Annotated in this window: 18 protein-coding genes and 2 tRNA genes; 5 read left to right on the top strand and 15 right to left on the bottom strand. The window is 44.3% G+C overall.

Annotation, left to right across the window (positions count from 1 at the left end; genetic code table 11):
• Positions 1–13: 13 nt before the first annotated feature.
• From astE to KFK88_RS09560, 4 genes are all read right to left on the bottom strand, one after another.
• Positions 14–1,039, bottom strand: a complete 1,026-nt coding sequence (gene astE, locus KFK88_RS09575; protein ID WP_223578992.1) for a succinylglutamate desuccinylase — start codon at positions 1,037–1,039, stop codon at positions 14–16.
• Positions 1,040–1,055: 16 nt separating this feature from the next.
• A complete protein-coding gene (locus KFK88_RS09570; protein ID WP_223578990.1) occupies positions 1,056–1,886 on the bottom strand; it encodes a M23 family metallopeptidase in 831 nt (276 codons plus the stop codon).
• A 31-nt stretch (positions 1,887–1,917) separates the two neighbouring features.
• Positions 1,918–3,246, bottom strand: coding sequence for a DNA recombination protein RmuC (gene rmuC / locus KFK88_RS09565; protein WP_223578988.1), 1,329 nt, complete (start codon positions 3,244–3,246; stop codon positions 1,918–1,920).
• A gap of 164 nt (positions 3,247–3,410) precedes the next feature.
• Positions 3,411–4,958 carry a cryptochrome/photolyase family protein gene (locus KFK88_RS09560; RefSeq protein ID WP_223578986.1) on the bottom strand — a complete coding sequence of 516 codons (1,548 nt, stop codon included), beginning with the start codon at positions 4,956–4,958 and terminating at the stop codon, positions 3,411–3,413.
• A gap of 249 nt (positions 4,959–5,207) precedes the next feature.
• Between KFK88_RS09560 and KFK88_RS09555 the strand changes: the two genes are divergently transcribed.
• Both KFK88_RS09555 and KFK88_RS09550 read left to right on the top strand, forming a co-directional pair.
• Entirely contained in the window at positions 5,208–6,254 is a 1,047-nt protein-coding gene (locus KFK88_RS09555; protein ID WP_223578985.1) for an NAD(P)-dependent alcohol dehydrogenase, read from the top strand.
• Positions 6,255–6,265: 11 nt separating this feature from the next.
• Positions 6,266–6,694 (top strand): organic hydroperoxide resistance protein, encoded by a 429-nt coding sequence (locus KFK88_RS09550; RefSeq protein WP_223578983.1) that lies wholly within the window; start codon positions 6,266–6,268, stop codon positions 6,692–6,694.
• A 47-nt stretch (positions 6,695–6,741) separates the two neighbouring features.
• Here KFK88_RS09550 and KFK88_RS09545 read toward each other — a convergent pair whose 3' ends face one another.
• From KFK88_RS09545 to KFK88_RS09510, 8 genes are all read right to left on the bottom strand, one after another.
• Positions 6,742–7,077: a hypothetical protein gene (locus KFK88_RS09545; RefSeq protein WP_223578981.1), complete on the bottom strand. Its 336-nt coding sequence runs from the start codon at positions 7,075–7,077 to the stop codon at positions 6,742–6,744.
• Positions 7,078–7,248: 171 nt separating this feature from the next.
• Positions 7,249–7,325 (bottom strand) — tRNA-Arg (locus KFK88_RS09540).
• 160 nt (positions 7,326–7,485) lie between these two features.
• Positions 7,486–7,576, bottom strand: a tRNA-Ser gene (locus tag KFK88_RS09535).
• Positions 7,577–7,638: 62 nt separating this feature from the next.
• Positions 7,639–7,866, bottom strand: a complete 228-nt coding sequence (gene csrA, locus KFK88_RS09530) for a carbon storage regulator CsrA (RefSeq protein ID WP_223578979.1) — start codon at positions 7,864–7,866, stop codon at positions 7,639–7,641.
• Between the two features lie 247 nt (positions 7,867–8,113).
• Positions 8,114–10,732 (bottom strand): alanine--tRNA ligase, encoded by a 2,619-nt coding sequence (gene alaS / locus KFK88_RS09525; protein WP_223579965.1) that lies wholly within the window; start codon positions 10,730–10,732, stop codon positions 8,114–8,116.
• 100 nt (positions 10,733–10,832) lie between these two features.
• Positions 10,833–11,309 carry a regulatory protein RecX gene (locus KFK88_RS09520; protein ID WP_223578976.1) on the bottom strand — a complete coding sequence of 159 codons (477 nt, stop codon included), beginning with the start codon at positions 11,307–11,309 and terminating at the stop codon, positions 10,833–10,835.
• A gap of 18 nt (positions 11,310–11,327) precedes the next feature.
• Complete coding sequence (gene recA / locus KFK88_RS09515) at positions 11,328–12,359, bottom strand: recombinase RecA (RefSeq protein ID WP_223578973.1); 1,032 nt, start codon at positions 12,357–12,359, stop codon at positions 11,328–11,330.
• Positions 12,360–12,549: 190 nt separating this feature from the next.
• Positions 12,550–13,152, bottom strand: a complete 603-nt coding sequence (locus KFK88_RS09510; RefSeq protein WP_223578970.1) for a YhgN family NAAT transporter — start codon at positions 13,150–13,152, stop codon at positions 12,550–12,552.
• Positions 13,153–13,295: 143 nt separating this feature from the next.
• Between KFK88_RS09510 and KFK88_RS09505 the strand changes: the two genes are divergently transcribed.
• Positions 13,296–14,399: an alkane 1-monooxygenase gene (locus tag KFK88_RS09505; protein WP_223578967.1), complete on the top strand. Its 1,104-nt coding sequence runs from the start codon at positions 13,296–13,298 to the stop codon at positions 14,397–14,399.
• Between the two features lie 74 nt (positions 14,400–14,473).
• Here the strand turns inward: KFK88_RS09505 and KFK88_RS12035 are convergent, their stop codons facing one another.
• A complete protein-coding gene (locus KFK88_RS12035; RefSeq protein WP_223578964.1) occupies positions 14,474–15,223 on the bottom strand; it encodes a glutaredoxin family protein in 750 nt (249 codons plus the stop codon).
• 157 nt (positions 15,224–15,380) lie between these two features.
• On the opposite strand from KFK88_RS12035, the gene KFK88_RS09495 reads away from it, so the two are divergent.
• Positions 15,381–15,764: a MerR family transcriptional regulator gene (locus KFK88_RS09495; protein WP_223578961.1), complete on the top strand. Its 384-nt coding sequence runs from the start codon at positions 15,381–15,383 to the stop codon at positions 15,762–15,764.
• A gap of 60 nt (positions 15,765–15,824) precedes the next feature.
• Here the strand turns inward: KFK88_RS09495 and KFK88_RS09490 are convergent, their stop codons facing one another.
• The gene (locus KFK88_RS09490) at positions 15,825–16,556 is read right to left on the bottom strand and encodes a hypothetical protein (protein ID WP_223578958.1); all 732 of its coding nucleotides are present in this window, start codon (positions 16,554–16,556) and stop codon (positions 15,825–15,827) included.
• 50 nt (positions 16,557–16,606) lie between these two features.
• Entirely contained in the window at positions 16,607–17,125 is a 519-nt protein-coding gene (locus tag KFK88_RS09485; protein WP_223578956.1) for a CinA family protein, read from the bottom strand.
• A 132-nt stretch (positions 17,126–17,257) separates the two neighbouring features.
• On the opposite strand from KFK88_RS09485, the gene mutS reads away from it, so the two are divergent.
• Positions 17,258–19,864 (top strand): DNA mismatch repair protein MutS, encoded by a 2,607-nt coding sequence (gene mutS / locus KFK88_RS09480; RefSeq protein WP_223578953.1) that lies wholly within the window; start codon positions 17,258–17,260, stop codon positions 19,862–19,864.
• Positions 19,865–19,871: the final 7 nt, after the last annotated feature.

Here is a 19,871-nt window from a genome sequence, read left to right as displayed (position 1 = left end):
TTATATTATCGTACTAGACCTCTTCCACCACTAACGCCATGCGTTGCCCAATAGGCACCTTATTATTGGGGAACACGATGGCTTCGCCGTCATTTTCAACAATATAGGGTTCTTGTGGATCACTCAGTAGCTCAAAACCTTTATCAAAGCTGCTAAAGTTGGCTAAATCATCGTCTACATTAAGATGCGACTCGTCACTGACTCTTAATAACTCACGCTTAACTTTAAACAGTCTTTGACCATTCGCTTTGTAGCGCGCGGTGTGGTCATAGTTATAAGTTGACTCAACCAACTGGCGTAGCGTTTTCTCGGCGGCAGCAAAGTCATCACGGTTATTTTCGCCAAAAGGTTTCACTTTACCCAGTTCCACTGTGATGCTATCCGCTTTGAAGTTATGACTTGAATGATAAGAGAACACAGTGCTTGGTTTGTGATAAAGCAGAATGGTATTCACGCCACAGTCTTGCATCGCATTGAGTAACGCAGGATTATGTTCACGACTGCCTAAATAAGGATAGATTGCAAATTTCTCGTATTTAGACGCTCGTATCGCGGTATGTAAATCAAGGTGGGTACGAGTGTCGTTAGCGCAGCTTTGTGCAAAGAAGTCGTTCACCGCTTGCTCCAAACGCTTGGCACGCTCGACTTCGCAAATCTCGTCACGTTGCTCCCAATACTTTTTCCACTCGCCACTAAACATGCGGTTAAGGTTAAAGTCCAAAAAGCGCTGCTCCTTTAGCATTGCCTGGGGGTGCCCAATCATCACCAATAAATGACAGCGCAACGTCAGTTTGTTGTTCAATAGGTCATGAACCATATCCGAAACGATCTCCATCGGAGCTGTTTCGTTGCCATGAACACCAACAGAAAGCGCTAGGTATTGCTGAGACTCATGCTTAGGCTTGAACTCAATGATGCCAACATCGTGAAACGTCACCACGAAGTCTTCGAGCGACATGGAAAAAGGCTGATGCCCTTCTAGGTGGTCACGAACAAAATCTAACAGGTTGAAAGTTTTACAAAACTCAGTTGTATTCATACGTTATAAACTATAATTATTTATCTTCTTTAAAAGGTGGCACTAGCAGTTGCGGGTCAAGACGCGAGCTGTACCAGTTAATACGCCAGTCAAGGTGTGGCCCGGTCGCGCGGCCTGTTTCGCCGATGGTCGCAATTTTATCACCCTGCTTGACCTTTTGACCTTCTTCCACATCAATTGAATTCAAGTGGATAAAGGTCGATGAAACCCCGTAACCATGGTCAATGATTAGTGTGCCACCAGAATAAAACATGTCGTCATAGGCTAATCGGACTGTGCCATCGGCTGGTGCTACAACGGTTGTTCCCGTTGGTGCGGCAACATCAACACCATAGTGTGGACGTTTTGGTTCGCCATTAAGTACACGCTGACTGCCATAAAAACCGCTCAGACGCCCTTTCGCTGGCCAGATAAAGTCCTGCATAAAGAACTCGTCTTTACTGGTATTAGCTCGAGCCTTTGCGACCAAAGAACCTTCTTTACGAATACGCTTCAGTACTTCAGGCTTCATAGGATTCACTTTTGACGGTGGCAAACCATCAATCCGCTCAATATTGTAGTCGCGTTTACGGACGAATAATTTTTGCACCTCTTCTTGCTCGCCCTTCTTGATGGTTAACGTGGCTGTTTCTGGCATGTCACGATGAAATCCAAAAACGAAATATCCTTCGGGCGTCAACTCTAACGACTTATCATCAAAGGTCACTTCTGAACCTTTGACCGCCTGACCAACGACTAAGCCGCCCTGAGTAAAGTCGCCTTTTAGCGACAGCAATAGCGGCTCTTGTGCTTTAAGCGCAACACTTAAAATACTCAGCGCTGCGATAAACAATATATTTTTTAGCATGAATCAGATTCCTAAATGACAAATTTACTGACTATGATTGATGCCCAATGCCAATCGGATCATCGTCATCATCATCGTCCTGAAGTTCCACTTGTTCAATTTGGACAAATCTTTTGGTGATTTTATCCGCAGTCGTATCAATATCTTTAGCGCTCTTCGTCAAGCGATCAATATGGGTATTCAACTTACCCCAGCGATCTTTAAATCGTCCGAACTCTACGGACAATTTACCTAAGTGCTCCTGAATAATATGGACTTGTTTACGCGTTGCCTCGTCTTTAAGTACCGCGCTAGCTGTGGTCAACAGCGCCATCATGGTGGTTGGCGACACCATCCAGACTTTATTTTGCTGCGCGAACTCAACCAACTCCGGATGATGCGCATGAATTTCAGCAAAAACTGCCTCTGCTGGAATAAACATCACAGCTCCCGTCGCCGTTTCGCCATCAATAATGTATTTGCTGGCGATGTCCTTAACATGCTTCTTAATATCTTGCACAAACGCACGATGCGAAGCATCACGCTCCGGCTTGGATAATTCGACATCCACCATTTTCTGGTAGTTTTCCAGTGGGAATTTCGCATCCACACCAATCACACCTGTGGGTTCTGGTAGGAACAAAGCACAATCAACAATTTTTCCATTATTAAAGGTGTGCTGGAACTTGTAGTGAGTTGTTGGCATGACATTAGAGACTAATGATTCAAGCTGTACTTCACCAAACGCACCTCGCGAACGTTTGTCCGACAAGATTTCCTGCAAGCTAACCACATTGCTTGATAACTCAGTGATCTTCTTCTGCGCATCATCGATTAACGCCAAGCGCTTTAAGACATCTTGGAACGTTTTAGTGGTTTTCTCAAAGCCATCGGCTAGTCGCTTTTCGACCTGCCCACTGATTTCTTTTAAGCGGTCGTCGGTCGATTGCGTTAAACCCTTCATGTTCTTTTCAAAGTTTTCGCCATGTACCTTGAGGCTTTGCGTTAACTCTTCGCGTACGTCTTTAATACCACGTCTGAACTGCTCATGAAGCTGTGCTTGGGATTCTTTCTGGTTGGTTTCGATTTGTTCTTTTAGCTTAAAAATATCTTTCTGTAGATTATCTTTAAAGCCAGAAAGATCTTTCTGCAATTGATTCTGAAATGCTTGAAACGACTCTCCAAGCTTTATTTGGTTGCCTTGCAGCTTTTCAATAAAGTTCTCAGAAGTCCGCTGGCTCAGCTCAGTCATTCGGTTTAAATCAGCCTTTGCATACTCAAAAGCCATAGTCTGCTTTTGTTCTAGCCCTTTGACTGCATCCACAGAACTGGTTTGGGAGTCAACAATTGACTGAATCGTTTTAGATTGCTTTCGTAGCATTAGCATCAAGACAATAATGGCCAGAAGCAAAACGCCAAGAATTATGACAAGAGGCCCATTGTTTGATATGAAAGTGGTGAAATCCATTGATCGTATTATTAAGAATGAAGTCCACTAAGTGTAACAAAATCCTCATGAAAAAGTAGTGCTTCCACCGCTACAGTTTATAGATTTTCAATATTCCTGAGAACTCCAGCGGCCTTGTTCAAAATCTGTTCTTTTTCTGACGAGTCTTTTTTATTCCATACGTTATAAATCATGCCCATACGTTGGTTTTGTTGAAGCTTTTCCTTATTGTGGTCAATGAATCGCCAATAAAGACTGTTCAATGGACAGGCATTATCTGATGTTTTTTCCGTATGGGAATAGGTACAGCTGGAACAGTAGTCGCTCATCTTATGAACATAGTTCGCGCTCGCCGCATAAGGCTTTGTAGCAATAATGCCACCATCCGCAAACTGACTCATCCCCCGTGTGTTCGGCATCTCCACCCACTCTATAGCGTCAACATAAATACCGAGATACCATTCGTCGACTTGATCAGGGTCGATTTCAGTGAGTAAGCAAAAATTGCCTGTAATCATCAGACGTTGAATATGATGCGCGTAAGCATAGTCTAAAGACTGTGTCACAGCTTCCGATAAGCAACGCATCTGGGTTTCGCCTGTCCAAAAATATTGGGGTAGATCACGTTTGGCGTTAAAGTAATTTTTCTTTGCGTATTCTTCATGTGTCCAGTAGAGACCTCGGACAAATTCACGCCAGCCAAGTATCTGTCGAGTGAAACCTTCAATTTGAGCGATATCAATATGGTCATTAGCTTCAAAAGCATCTATCGCAGCACTAATGACCTCCTGTGGTGACAGAATTTTCGCATTTAAAGCAAACGATAAGCGAGAATGATACAACGACCATTTATGTACTGTAGCTGTAGTCATTGCGTCCTGAAACTCACCAAATTGTGGCAGGCAGGACTCACAAAAATACTGTAATAGTTGGCGTGCTTGTTTACGGCTGGTCGGCCATAATAAGGAGGTCTCCTCTTTGCCAAACGTTGTGATCTGATGCTTTTTGAGTCGAGCGAGGATCTTGCTAACATCATTAGCAAACATTAAAGGCTCTGGTATTTGCTGTATATCCTCTTTTTTTAGCTTGTTACGATTCTTTTTATCGTAATTCCACTGACCACCTCGTGGGTTCTGCCCATCCATAAGAATATCGAAACGCTTACGCATTTTCCGATAAAACGATTCCATGCGATTGTGCTTATCTTTCTGAAAGTACTGACCGAACTCTGACTCATCAAGAAAAAAATGCTCAGTACTATAAGCTTTGATGTCACAGCCTTTGAGCTTTAAATTCGATAACTGCTTTCTTAGTCGGTATTCGTCCGGGAGCTGATAGGCGAAAGTCGTTGCATCATACTTGCTAACCAGACCCTCTATCAGCTCAACAAGACTGTCGTAGGCCTGAGTATCGTCAAGATTCAAATATAGGCAGTCGTGACCGGCCTGATTCAACGCTTGAGAAAAATTACCCATCGCATGAAAAAAAGCGCAAACTTTTTGGATGTGATGTTTCACATAACTCATTTCTTGATGAAGTTCAGCTATGACATAAAGACATTCATGACTTTTGTTTTGGAACCAGCTATGTTCAGCGTTCAACTGGTCGCCCAAGATCAGCCTAATCTCTTGATACTTTTTCTTCATTGCATCTCCAGCCTACTGACTATCATCAAAGTTAAGGACTTAATATTAGCTAGAGCAAGTGAAATCAATGTGAATTCCTCAGCCTGATAATCCGATAGAGAGGATTAAACGATTGATATAGTGATTAAATTTGAGATCAAGCGATACACCCCAACCTATCTATTATTCAGAGATGCGGAGTGTCTAAACAAAACTTTCACTCATAGCATTTATAATAACCTCACATTCTCTAAACCGTTAGGAGAAATAATGAAAACAGCAGCCTACGCAGCACAGTCAGCCGAGTCAGAGCTGGAACCAATAGAAATCGAGCGCCGTCAGCTCGGCGATAACGATGTACATATTGACATAGAGTATTGTGGCGTTTGCCACAGCGATATTCACACGGCCCACAATGATTGGGGAGGCACGGTTTACCCTGTGGTGCCTGGTCATGAGATCATTGGCCGAGTTAAAGCTGTCGGCGATAAAGTGAGTAATTTTAAACAAGGTCAACTCGTCGGTGTTGGCTGTATGGTCGATTCATGCCAGACGTGCAGCGCCTGTGATGACGATTTGGAACAATACTGCGAAAACGGCGCAACCATGACTTATGGTAGCGAAGATCCTGTTTTGGGAGGTCCAACACACGGTGGTTACTCCAACCAAATCGTGGTTGACGAAAAATTTGTCCTCAATGTTTCAGAGAAACTGGATACCAAAGCTGTCGCCCCCCTACTTTGTGCTGGTATTACAACTTACTCACCACTTCGTCAGTGGAACGTCAAGAAAGGCGATAAAGTCGGTGTTGTTGGTTTGGGTGGCTTAGGTCATATGGGCGTTAAGCTCGCCAATGCCATGGGCGCAGAAGTTGTCATGATTACCACGTCCCCAGAAAAAGGCAAAGATGCTAAGCGCCTCGGTGCGAAAGAAGTTCTAGTCTCTAAAGATGAAGACGCTATGAAGCAGCATATGGGAAGTTTCGACTTTATTCTCAACACAGTCCCTGTCCCGCATGACCTGAACCCTTACGTCGGATTACTCAAGCGGGATGCCACTATGGTGTTAGTTGGTGCTTTAGAGCCACTACCAGACTTACATGGCGCAGGATTAATCTTAGGGCGTAAGCGTATCGCAGGATCATTAATCGGTGGCATAAAAGAAACTCAAGAGATGCTCGATTTTTGTGCAGAGCACGACATCGTTTCCGACGTAGAAATGATTGATATGCAGGACATTAACACAGCCTTTAAACGTGTCATGGACTCAGACGTCAAGTACCGCTTTGTTATCGATATGAAATCATTGAAATCTTAAGGAGTTATTGTATGAAGAAGCCAAACGAAATTGCTTACAAAACCAAAGCCACTGCAACAGGTGGGCGCACGGGCTCAGCCAAATCAGATGATGGAAAGCTAAACGTTAATCTATCAACGCCAAAAGAACTCGGCGGTGCTGGTGGCGAAGGAACCAATCCTGAGCAACTGTTTGCCGCAGGTTACTCAGCGTGCTTTATCGGCGCCATGCAGCACGTTGCTGGCCAAGAAAAGGTAAAGTTACCAGAAGACACTACGGTGACTGGTGAGGTTGGCATAGGCCCTACCGATGGTGGCTTTGCCATTGATGTCGAACTACAGGTCTCGATTCCAGGCATGGATAAAGCCGATGCTGAATCGCTAGTTGAAAAAGCTCACCAAGTCTGTCCTTACTCAAATGCGACTCGTGGTGGCGTCGACGTTCGCTTGAAAGTTGTTTAGCGACGAAATCCTTGAATGGGCACGCTCGTTCGTGCCTATTCAATAACTTAATCATATTTTTGCATCTCGAGCTTCACACTATCACTAACCGCTTCGGTAAGCTCATTGTAACTACGATGAGAGCGGTCAAAGTTTTCTAGTAAACCTAAACTTGTTATAGTTAGTACATCGTCATCGCCTTCATCGAAAGCTACATCCAACAAATGTACAAACTTCTTGTTCCAACTACCATTAGTTAAATATTGCTCTGTAAAGAAGTCAGCGATTTCTGATAGAAACAGATATATCAGTTCTTCTTCATAATAAAGCACGTGCTCTTCATATATACTCTGTACCTTGTTGTCAGTAGAGAACAGCACTTTTAGGAACATTTCTTTATTCATTGCAATACTATTAAGTTAGCAAAATAACACAGAGCCAAGAATACTCTATACTTTCTGAGATCTTACTTAAATTAGCAGACTATCCCAAACCACTCTATCGTAGGTTTAGTTTTTACGATAGATACTTTTTCTAGGCAATAAAAAACCCCGCCGTAGCGAGGTTTTAAATAATGGCGCGCGTGGAAGGATTCGAACCTCCGACCGCCTGGTTCGTAGCCAGGTACTCTATCCAACTGAGCTACACGCGCTTCGTTTTGTGGGGCGTATTATGCCACCCGTTTTTTAGAAGTCAACGAACTTTTAAAATAATTTATTAAAAGTTTTTTACTTCTTATTGAAACTAAAAAAACGTTTAAAAATCAATCGCTTTTAAGTTTCTCCGTCACTATTTACTCTGCAAGTAAATAATGGCGGTGAGGGAGGGATTCGAACCCTCGATACCGGATTAGGGTATACTCCCTTAGCAGGGGAGCGCCTTCAGCCGCTCGGCCACCTCACCGTTGACGCGGACGGAATGTTACCTTATTCAGGATAAAATGCAACACTCCAATCCAACTTTTTTTAATAATTATAATCGTCGTCTGAATTATTACCTGGTTGATTTGTTTGGTAATTCTCCATTTGCTTCTCATGTTGGATACGCAAATAGATTTCTTCACGGTGAACAGCAACCTCTTTTGGTGCATTGATACCGATACGAACCTGGTTACCTTTAACACCTAGTACCGTTACAGTAATCTCATCACCAATCATCAGCGTTTCGCCGACACGTCTTGTCAAAATTAACATTCCAGTCTCCTCTATCCTAGAGAGCATCCCTGGCTGAATCCAAGCCGCTCTCCACTATCTACAAATCATATCTACAAATCTAACTTACACAACGTGAATTATGTGTAAGGAAAGCCGACACTAACGTCGGAAGTCGCGAATTCTATCAACAATTCGCTTCTAAAACTATACTTTTGAGCATCCAGTCACAAAAATACTTTCTGTTACAAGAATACCGCGTTCAATTTCAAATGTATATCGTTGGATCTTAAGCTAGTTTGTCTAAAACCCATGGCTTCACAGAATCAAGGGCTGCTGGCAGCGCTGATGCATCTTTGCCTCCAGCTTGAGCCATATCAGGGCGACCGCCGCCCTTTCCGCCCACTTGTTCCGCAACCATCTTGATCAAATCACCAGCCTTAACCTTTGACGTTAAATCCTTACTGACGCCAGCAATCAAACTAACTTTGTCATCACTTGCGATACCAAGAACGACAATACTTGAACCTAGTTTATTCTTAAGTTGATCTTGCATGTCTCGTAGTGCTTTTGGCTCGACACCTTCAAGTTTCGATACCAGCAATTTCACACCGTTGATATCTTCAGCATTCGAAGCCAAATCACTCCCTTGGCTCGACGCTAATTTGCTTTGCAATTGTTGAATTTGTTTTTCAAGCTGTTTCGACTTGTCTAGTAATTGCTCGACTTTTTCCACCGATTGCGCAGGATCGCTTTTCAGCAACTTACCCAAGCTGTGGAATCGACTTTCAGACTGTTGCATCCAAGCCACAGCCTTCTCACCAGTAATCGCTTCAATACGGCGAACGCCTGCCGCAATACCCGTTTCAGACACAATTTTAAACGGACCAATATCACCAGTGCGTTTAACGTGTGTGCCACCACAAAGTTCGACAGAAAACGGCGACATGGTGAGCACACGAACTTCATCACCATACTTTTCTCCGAACAAGGCCATAGCACCGTGCTCTTTGGCTTCATCCATCGACATCACCGCGGCCTCAACTGGATGATTCTCAAAAATCTTTTCATTCACCATACGCTCGACTTTGGCCAAATCTTCACGCGATACAGCTTCAGGGTTAGAAAAATCGAAACGAAGGCGTTCAGGGTCATTTAGCGAGCCTTTTTGCTGCACATGCGAACCTAATACATCGCGAAGCGCGGCATGGAGCAAATGAGTTGCAGAGTGGTTACGCATCGTACTTTGACGCAAGCCACCATCGACATCGGCTTTTAGCTCAGAATTCGTGGTCACTTCACCTTTATCAACATAGCCGATATGCGCTATCGCATCACCAATCATCTGAGTGTCTTCGACAATAAAGTTCACGCCATTACCAAACAACGAACCTTTATCACCGACCTGACCGCCTGACTCACCGTAGAAAGGCGTTTGCTCAAGAATAACAATACCCTTCTCGCCTTCTTTCAAGCTGTCTACTGTTTCGCTGTTTTGAATCAGTTTAACGACTTTAGATTGTTGGCTTAAAAAGTCATAACCAGTGAACTCTGAAACTTCTTCAAGCTTGAGCGAATCGTTGTAGTCCACACCAAAGTTACTCGAAGCTCGCGCACGCTCGCGTTGTGCTTCCATCGCTTTTTCAAAGCCATCCCAATCAATCTCAAGACCTTTTTCGCGCGCAATATCAGCAGTTAAATCTTGTGGGAAGCCGTAAGTATCGTAAAGCTTGAAAACTGTCTCGCCAGAAATCGTTTTGTCTTTAATATCCGCGATATCGGCTTCAAGGATTTGCATGCCTTTGTCTAAGGTCTTCGCAAACGCTTCTTCTTCTTTTAGCAAAACGCCTTCGATAATCGACTGCTGTTCTTTCAATGCTGGGTATGCATCGCCCATGGTATCAACAAGAGCTTGTACCAATTTTGAGAAGAACGAACCTTGAGCGCCCAATTGGTGGCCGTGACGAATTGCTCGACGAGTGATTCGACGCAATACATAACCACGGCCTTCGTTGCTTGGCACAATACCATCAAGAATCAGGAAGCAGCATGAGCGAATATGATCAGCAATCACACGCAATGACTTATTGTCTAAATCGTTAACCTTTAATAAGTCTGCGGTTTGCTTAATTAAGTATTGGAAAGTGTCGATTTCGTAGTTGCTGTGAACACCTTGTAAAATCGCAGAAATACGTTCAAGCCCCATACCGGTATCGACAGACGGCTTTGGTAATGACTCCATGGTACCGTCTTTGTGACGGTTGTACTGCATGAATACCAAGTTCCAGATTTCAATGAAGCGGTCGCCATCTTCTTCAGGTGTTCCTGGAGGGCCACCCCAGATGTGTTCGCCATGATCGTAGAAGACTTCTGAGCAAGGGCCACAAGGACCTGTGTCGCCCATCGCCCAGAAATTGTCTGAGGCATAACGCTCACCTTTATTGTCGCCAATTCGGCTGATACGCTCTTCTGGGAAACCGATGTCTTTGGCCCAAATGTCATAAGCCTCATCGTCTTCAGCATAAACCGTGACCCAAAGCTTTTCTTTTGGTAGCTTAAAGACCTCAGTTAACAGCTCCCAGCAGTAACCAATCGCTTCTTTCTTAAAATAGTCGCCAAAACTGAAATTACCCAGCATTTCGAAGAATGTATGGTGACGGGCCGTATAACCGACATTTTCTAGGTCATTATGTTTACCACCAGCACGAACACAACGTTGCGAACTGGTTGCTCGTGTATATGATCGTTGCTCAGTGCCTAAGAAACAATCTTTAAATGGCACCATCCCGGCATTGGTGAACAGTAAAGTTGGATCATTCGCTGGAATAAGTGGCGCGCTGTCCACCATCTTGTGCCCATTGCTTTCAAAGAACTCTAAAAAGGCTTTACGGATCTCGTTAGTCGTCATTGTTTGTTCTGTCGTACTCACTGTTAAATTAACCTTTTACTTTACTATTCATATTTATCTAATTGATTTTGATACTCATTACAATATTCTGAAGGGAGTATCAGTAAAAATCTTCATCGTCACCCGGATCGGATGACAAGGCGAAGTTAATCATATCGAAATCAAAACCTCGGTACTGTAAAAACCGAGTTTGCTTTGCTCTTAACTTCATATCAGGCCCTGGCGCTCGGTTGTATTTTTTACGCCAGACATCAACCGCAATTTGATGCCAATCAATACCCATAGATTCAAAGTGGAGGCTGATGGCAGCATCTTCAATGCCTTTCTGCCTTAATTCTTGGCGAACTCGCAAGGGGCCATAGCCATTTTGCGAACGCTGTCGGATAAAGCTTTCTACAAAGCGCTCATCACTTTGCAAACCCCGTTCAGCGAGACGATCAAGATAAGCTTCAACATCCTCACCCTCGAACCCTCGAAGTTTTAACTTATCAATAAGCTCACGCCGGGAATGTTCCCGGCGTGCTAATAAGTCCATCGCTATGATTTTATAATCGCGTGGAGGCTGTTTAAAGCCCATAAAACTTACCCGTAAGAATTAAGCTTCCTCAGGAGCTTCTTCTTCGTCGCTAGGCTTAGCGGTCACTAGAAGTTGCTCACGAAGCGTCTTCTCGATCTCTTCTTTGATCTCAGTATTTTCTTTCAAAAACTGAATGACGTTCTGCTTACCTTGACCAATTTTGTTGCCTTGGTATGAGTACCAAGCGCCTGACTTCTCAACCAAGTCTTGCTTAACGCCCCAATCAAGGATCTCACCTTCCAATGAAGTACCTTGACCGTAAAGGATTTGGAACTCAGCTTGTTTGAACGGCGGTGCCACTTTGTTTTTCACAACTTTAACGCGCGTCTCGTTACCGATGATTTCATCACCTTGCTTAATCTGACCAATACGACGAATATCCAAACGAACTGACGAATAGAACTTCAGAGCGTTACCACCCGTCGTTGTTTCTGGCGAACCAAACATGACACCAATCTTCATACGGATTTGGTTAATGAAGATACACAGTGTGTTCGAGCGCTTGATATTCGCAGTCAGTTTACGCAACGCTTGAGACATCAAACGCGCCTGAAGACCCATGTGCGAATCGCCCATCTCACCTTCAATTTCTGCTTTAGGCGTCAAAGCTGCAACCGAATCCACGACCACGATATCAACCGCACCTGAGCGTACTAACATATCGGTAATTTCTAATGCCTGTTCACCCGTATCAGGCTGAGAAACGATTAACTCGTCTAGATTAACGCCTAGCTTTTCTGCGTACACTGGATCTAAAGCGTGCTCAGCATCAACAAAGGCTGCTGTTCCGCCATCAGCCTGGCAGCTGGCAATCGCTTGTAATGCTAACGTTGTCTTACCAGAAGACTCAGGGCCATAAACTTCTGCGATACGACCTTTCGGGAAGCCACCAATACCTAGTGCAATATCCAGCCCCAAAGAACCTGTCGAGATTGCTTCAATGCCTCTAGCCGCAGAACCGTCGCCAAGGCGCATGATTGAGCCTTTACCGAATTGACGTTCAATTTGACCTAAAGCAGCGCCGAGCGCCTTCTTTTTGTTGTCATCCATCAAAATTACCTACTGACTGAAATGTTATAAGAATTACGAAAATTAGACTGATTATTCCACAAACAGCCCTGAAAAGTAACCAGTGATTTCTCGATCAAAGCTAAGAAAATCGCCCTCATAGCGGTAAGCTATTGATGATTGCGCTTAGCTGTTGATTATTTGTACAAATGGCTCTGATTTAGGAATCGGTTTAGCCTAGGCTTTCAACGAAATCACGAATGCCGTTAAGCAACATTTGCGTGGCTAGAATGATCAAAATCATGCCCATAAGACGTTCTAAAGCTCTAGCACCCTTCTTACCGATTAAAGCCATCACTTTAGGCGACATGATCAAGATGATCGTGCTCACCAGCCAAGACAGCAACAAAGCCATGCTCCATTCGTTAATTTGTCCTGGTTGATTTGAGCTTAACAATAGCAACACGGCAATAGTCGAAGGGCCGGCAATCATTGGCATTGCCAAAGGCACAATAAAAGGCTCTTCTTCCTCGACTTCATCGCCCGGCTCGCGGCGACCAGGGAATATCATGCGAAGTGAAATAATAAATAACAGAATACCGCCTGCAATATTCAGCGAGGACTGAGTCAATCCTAAGAATGCGAGGATTGAGTTACCCGCGAACAAGAAGCCTAAAAGAATCAACAAGGCGATAATCAACTCACGCGCCATCACTTTAACGCGCCTTTTCGGCTCTACATTCGACAGAACCGCGTTAAACACGGGAACATTTCCCAACGGATCCATAATTAAAAACAATGTTACCGCTGCCGTAGCAATATCACCCCAATTCATAACTAATCCCCAAACGACAAAACTTTGCCCATCCTAATTTCAATTCACCAGTGTCGCAAGTGATTGATTATTAGAGAAACAATTTACAAACCATTTAAATAGCGTTATTAATAGAGGTCTGATCACTTAATGACTACCACACCATGAGCGAAACCAACGTTTTAAGTCGTCCACCACTGGCTTTTACACTCAAAAAGTACGCCTATGGCATGTTTATGCTTTCTGGGGCAGTGCCTTTTATTGCCTTCGCTCTGGCTGAATCACAGTTACTCTCGCTAAATCAAGCGCCCTACCTTATCCTGCTGTTCTTCTTTGGGGTTATTCCAGTTCTTGATGCGTTACTGGGTCGTGACAGCCTCAATGCGCCACAAGAATTGACGAAAGATATCTCTAACGAGTGGTTCTACAAAGCATTAACGCTTCTAACCGTTCCAGTCATGTTTGCAGTGCTGACGTTAGGGTTACTACAATTCGCGAGTTCAGAAGTACAGGTCTTTGGACAAATTGGCTGGCTACTCGGGATCGGCGTGGTCAGTGGCGTATTGGCAATCAATGTTGCCCATGAACTGATTCATAAAGACAGTAAGTTGGAGCGCTTCTGTGGAGGGTTGCTACTGAGTCTTGTGTGCTATGGCGGTTTTAAGGTTGAGCATGTGCGCGGCCATCACGTTAATGTCTCGACACCAGAAGATCCCTCTTCGGCCGACTACAACCAAACCCTTTACCATTTCCTACCCAGAGCTATTTGGCACAACATCACCAATGCTTGGAAACTTGAAGCGACTCGATTAAAACGTAAAGGCAAGTCTATCTGGAGTTTGGATAATGAGTTATTCACTTGGTACGGACTCAGCGCGCTATGGGCAGTTGTATCATTCATCGCCTTTGGCTGGTTAGGTTTGGCCTTCTTCTTAGGCCAGAGCATCGTCGCTTTCGTGTTACTCGAAATCATTAATTACGTCGAGCACTACGGTTTGCGCCGCAAAAAACGAGACAATGGCAAATATGAATACGTCACGCACCACCACTCGTGGAATTCTAATTTCTTCCTAACTAACATTCTGTTGATTCACTTGCAGCGACACTCGGATCATCACGCCTTCCCTAAACGTCGCTACCAAGTCTTGCGTCATCACGAGGATAGCCCACAGTTACCCGCAGGCTACGCAACCATGGTGTTATTAGCTTTAGTGCCACCACTATGGAAAAAAGTCATGAATCCGATTATTGATAAGTACTATAAATAAATACGGTGGCTTTAAGATCTTCGCAATTCGTAGGCTGGGTTAGGAGTTGTCGACCTAACCCAGCAACTAATCTTTTAGAGTAACTTACTGCCCATATAAATCCCCATACCAACCATCATGAGGTTCTCAGTTAAGGAAATAAATCCGAGCGGCACATTATTACCACCACCGACGCAGGCACACTTCAATTCGCGCTTGTCGATATACACCGCTTTAAAGACTGATACGGCACCCACCGTACCGATAAACAAAGCAATAGGCGCAGAAATCCAAGTTAGCGCGCCCGAAACCATCAATGCGCCAGCCAAGCCCTCGGCGAAGGGATAGACGTAGCCATAAGGCACCCAGCGCTTAGCCAATAAGTCATAGTTCAAGAACATGGTGGAGAACTTTTCGACATCCTGCAACTTCAGCATCGCCAACAACACCATCGCGAAGCTCACAAACCATTCGGCTGTTTTAATTGTAAACGCATCACCTGAGCTCGAAAAGCTCGCCGCAATGGCCGTCAACGCCGCCATCACAAACAACACAATGACTGGGCGATACGTTTTCTTGTCCGGATCCTTAACTTTCTTGCCAAGGTGCCTTCTTAAATCTTCATAACCACCGATACGCTCACCATCGACAAACGTCTGTGGCGTTGTTTCCACACCATGTTTTTCCTTAAAAGCATCCGTTTCCTCACGGTTGGCTAAAATATTATCCTCAACCTCAAAGCCTTCGCGCTTTAGCAAGTCCTTAGACTTTAAGCCAAAAGGACAAGTGTGTTTATCCGTCGACATGCGGTAAAGCTGCGCCGTCTTCTTATTGGTAGTGCTCATACAATCAATACTCCTTCATTCAAAAGAATTGTGCATATAACTTGATTCAAACAATAAGCACACTATAAACTCTGTACCATGGTACGGAGTCAAGCACTCTTTATCAAACCCTAACCCGGCTATAAATTTAAACTAAAGTAAAATTTAGGACTGCATCATGTTAACCATTGGAAAGTTAGCCAAAGAAGTGAATATCGGCGTCGAAACCGTCCGCTATTATCAAAGAAAAGGCTTAATCAAAGTTCCAAGTAAAACCGAAGGCTTCAGAAAATACAGCCAAGACGATCTACGACGACTGAAATTCATCAAAGAAGCACAAAAAGCAGGCTTCACCCTCAATGAAATCAAAGAACTGTTAGCGCTAGACACCAGCCATGACCATGAGCGCGCCCAACAACTCGCCAGCGCCAGAATTAAAGAACTCGATGAAAAGATCGAAGAAATGCAGCAAGCCCGCGACCGGCTCAAAACCCTATTTCATCAGTGTGAAACAAGCGGAACGCATAAACCCTGCGCGATTTTAAAGGCTTTTGAGGTTTAGTTAACAGTCTTTAGCCACAATAAAGCAGATGTGACCTGAGACTATACTTATTCATACCCATTAAAAGTAAGGTATATAGCCATGTTCATTTAGTTTTTGATAGACCTCATACACTAAAATGCCTATAGTGGGAAAACCCAATGAAAAAATTACCCAAACCTCACACCATTCAATAAAGTTCAAAGTTTTATGCGGTGAGCTCAAGTTTTCGCTATATAGATTAATTGCTTCTAAAGCATCACTATCAGAGTAGTCTGGATTTACCCCTCTTCTGAAATCATCAAGTAACTCTTGAGCAGAATTACAACCTTCGGTCTCAGCTGCAACACGATTAAGCTCATCACGAGTAGCGATACACGGTTTAATAACTTCTAACGCTCTTTCTATCTGAGTATTTCGTATCGAGTAGTCGACTTTCCATGAGAAGAAGTATAAAACTATTGTAATAATCACAATTGCAAGCAAAAGTATATTGAACTTTAATTCGTTACCACTTTGCAGTCTTATACCCAAAAAGGAGCTTTCTGACAGCTCCACTCCAACCCAAGCGCTACCTAAAATCAAAATACAAGCTGACAGTAAAAACCTTCTAGTAGAAACTGTTCGCTTGCTTTGCCATCCTTCAAATATACTCAGCAATTTGTTACTTGTAAGACCAGAACTCCTTAGGGTCTTGATTGCTGCGCTAACTGCCTCAATATTCTTTGATGATATTGGTAGTTTTCTTTCAGCTTCAAAAGGCTGCGTTGTACGTTCAACACTAGGCCTCCAGTTCTGAATATCTTCAAACATATTAAGCTCCTTTCTTTTAAAGCATAATTCCAAATCTACGCTTGGATTAATTAGTAATTCACTAAATGAGTTAAAGCACACCCTACTGAAAATTCCACCGTCTCTTGACGAATATCAGCTCTTGAGCCATCAAGCTGTAGTAGCTTGCTTTCTACGCCTTTGTCATCGGCATAGCCAACCCAGACTGTGCCGACGGGTTTATCTGATGTGCCGCCGTCGGGGCCTGCGATACCGCTTACAGATATGGCGATTCGATTTTTATTGCCTGCTTTTGTAACGGCACCAGCAGCCATTGCTTCGACGACTTGCTGTGAAACGGCACCATGTTGTTCGATAAGGTCTACTGGAACACCAAGCATGTCATGCTTAGCTTCATTGGTATAAGTGACGAAACCGCGATCAAACCATTGTGAGCTGCCGGGCAATTCGGTACAGGTAGCAGCAATAAGGCCACCTGTGCACGATTCTGCCGTAACCAGCATTAAGTTCTTTTTAATTAATAGGTTAGAGAGTTCTTTTAATAAGCTTTCTAAGTCAGAAGAATCTGTTTCTTTTTGTAAATCGGGCAATCTTCGTCTACCTCTTTTGACTCAAATCCGTTAAGCTATGGGCTATAAATTTGTAGCCGACGCTAGCCAATATTAGAACTAAGAATAGGCGCTAACCGTCACTAACGCAACCTAAGAACGAATCACTCAAGCATGTCTAAAGCTGAAATTATTAACGACGAAGCCTTACAGCATCACACTCCGATGATGCGTCAGTACTGGCGTTTAAAGCAGGATCATAAAGACTACCTATTGTTTTATCGCATGGGTGACTTTTATGAGTTGTTTTATGAGGACGCCAAACGTGCCGCGGAGTTGTTAGACATTACGCTCACTAAGCGTGGCTCTTCTGCTGGCGAGCCAATTCCGATGGCTGGTGTGCCGTTTCATGCAGTAGACTCGTATTTAGCGCGAATCGTGAAACTTGGCGAGTCGGTAGCGATTTGTGAGCAAGTGGGCGATCCTGCGACCAGTAAAGGCCCTGTCGAGCGCAAAGTAGTCCGAATAGTTACACCTGGAACTCTGTATGACGAAAACCTGTTAGATGCCCTTTCTGAGAATATTCTGGCATCTGTCTATAAGAAGCACAACCAATACGGCCTTGCCTGCTTAGATATGGCGAGCGGCCGCTTCTGGCTTTCAGAATTCGACAGTGAGCTAGCGATTCAAGCGGAGCTTCACCGCGTTAAACCCGCCGAGTTGTTGCTGGCAGATAATCAACAAAACTTAAGCCACTTAGTTAAAAGTTCGATTCAATGGCAACCTGACTGGGAGTTTGATTACGAACAGAACCTCGATAAGCTGCTTAATCATTTCAAGGTGAAAAGTTTAGCTTCTTTTGGTTGTGAGGATTATCGCTTGGCGGTGTCGACCGCTGGCGTGGTTCTGGAGTACGCCAAGAAGACTCAGCTGAATGCCCTGCCTCATATCCGTATGTTGCAGCGGCTTTCCGATGCGGATCATTTAGTACTCGACCCTGCGACACGCAAAAACCTAGAGCTCACTGAAAACATTCAAGGGCAGTCGCACAATACGTTGTTTGAAGTCATGAACAGCACACAAACGGTGATGGGCGGTCGTTTACTTAAACGTTGGTTGCACAGCCCGCTTAGCAAGCGTGCCTCCGTTGAAGAACGTCTGCAAGCGGTTTCCGCGCTAAAGAATGATTTAGTCTATAGCGATCTTCAGTCGCACCTGAAAGAGATTGCCGATATCGAACGCATCGTTACTCGGTTAGCGCTTGGGAGCGCCAGTCCTCGTGATTTAAAGCGTTTAGAGCAAGGTTTGCGTAAGTCTGACGAGATTAAAAACTATTTATCGTCGCACCAGGTTCAGTTGCCTCTGCTCGAATCAATTAAGGCATTACCGAGTGTTCAGGAATTATTAGAGCGCGCTATTATTGAGCAGCCACCGATGGTCATTCGCGACGGTGGCGTTATCGCCGAAGGCTATCACGCTGAGCTTGATGAACTACGTAACCTTGCTAACGATGCCAGCGACTTTATGTTGCAACTTGAGCAGCGCGAAAAAGAGCGCTCTGGCATTAATACTCTAAAAGTCGGTTACAACAAGGTTCATGGTTTCTACATTGAGATTTCGCGTGCGCAAAGCGATTTAGCGCCAGCGGAATACGTACGTCGTCAGACGCTGAAAAATGCTGAGCGCTTTATCACGCCAGAACTTAAAGAGTACGAAGAAAAGGTATTAAGCAGCAAAACCCGCGCCTTAACGCTAGAAAAGCGCCTTTATGATGAGCTGGTGCAACAACTGCAAGAGCATGTTGCGGATATTCAGTCGACAGCGGCTGCAATCGCAGAGCTTGATGTCTTCGCGTGTTTCGCTGAACGCGCAGAAAATCTTAACTTATCACGCCCTGAGTTTAGCGATAATGCAGGTATCAATATCACTGCTGGGCGCCACCCTGTGGTCGAATACCACAGCAAAGAGCCTTTTATCCCAAACGATTTAGAGCTTTCGCCCAATCGACGCTCCTTAATTATTACGGGCCCAAACATGGGCGGTAAGTCGACCTATATGCGTCAGGCAGCGTTAATTACATTGCTGGCATACACAGGATCTTATGTTCCAGCTGAATCGTCTATCATCGGACCTATTGATCGTATTTTTACACGAATCGGCGCTTCTGATGATTTAGCCAGTGGTCGCTCAACCTTCATGGTCGAAATGTCCGAAACGGCGAATATCCTTAACAACGCCACCGCCAATAGTCTTGTATTACTCGACGAAATCGGTCGTGGTACCAGCACCTTTGATGGACTTGCCCTCGCCTCGGCAACCATGCGTTATATCCATGAAAAGCTTAATTCTTTAACGCTATTCGCGACTCACTACTTCGAGCTAACGCAACAAATTCAAGAGTGGAAAGACTGCGCCAACGTTCACTTTGGCGCTAGCGAGTACGAATCTGAGAAGACCGGCTCGACAAAATTAGTATTTTCACACCAGGTTGCCGAAGGCCCGGCGAACCAAAGTTACGGTATTCAAGTGGCACAACTGGCGGGCTTACCTAAAGCCGTTATTCAGAATGCCAAGGCGCTTCTGAGTTACTTTGAGAAGAATGGTACTCACAACGAGCAAGCTCAAGAGGTTATGCCTCAGCTGGACTTACTTGATGAAGCGGCTACTGAGAAGCCGGTATCAAGCGAAGCATTACAACTGCTTGAAGACATCGCCCCAGACGATTTATCGCCACGCGAAGCGCTTGAACTATTGTATAAGTTAAAAGAATCGCTAAAATAACGCTGCT

The sequence above is a fragment of the Kangiella taiwanensis genome (genome assembly GCF_020005165.1).
GTDB lineage: Bacteria > Pseudomonadota > Gammaproteobacteria > Enterobacterales > Kangiellaceae > Kangiella > Kangiella taiwanensis.
This window is presented reverse-complemented; position numbering and strand designations above follow the sequence as displayed.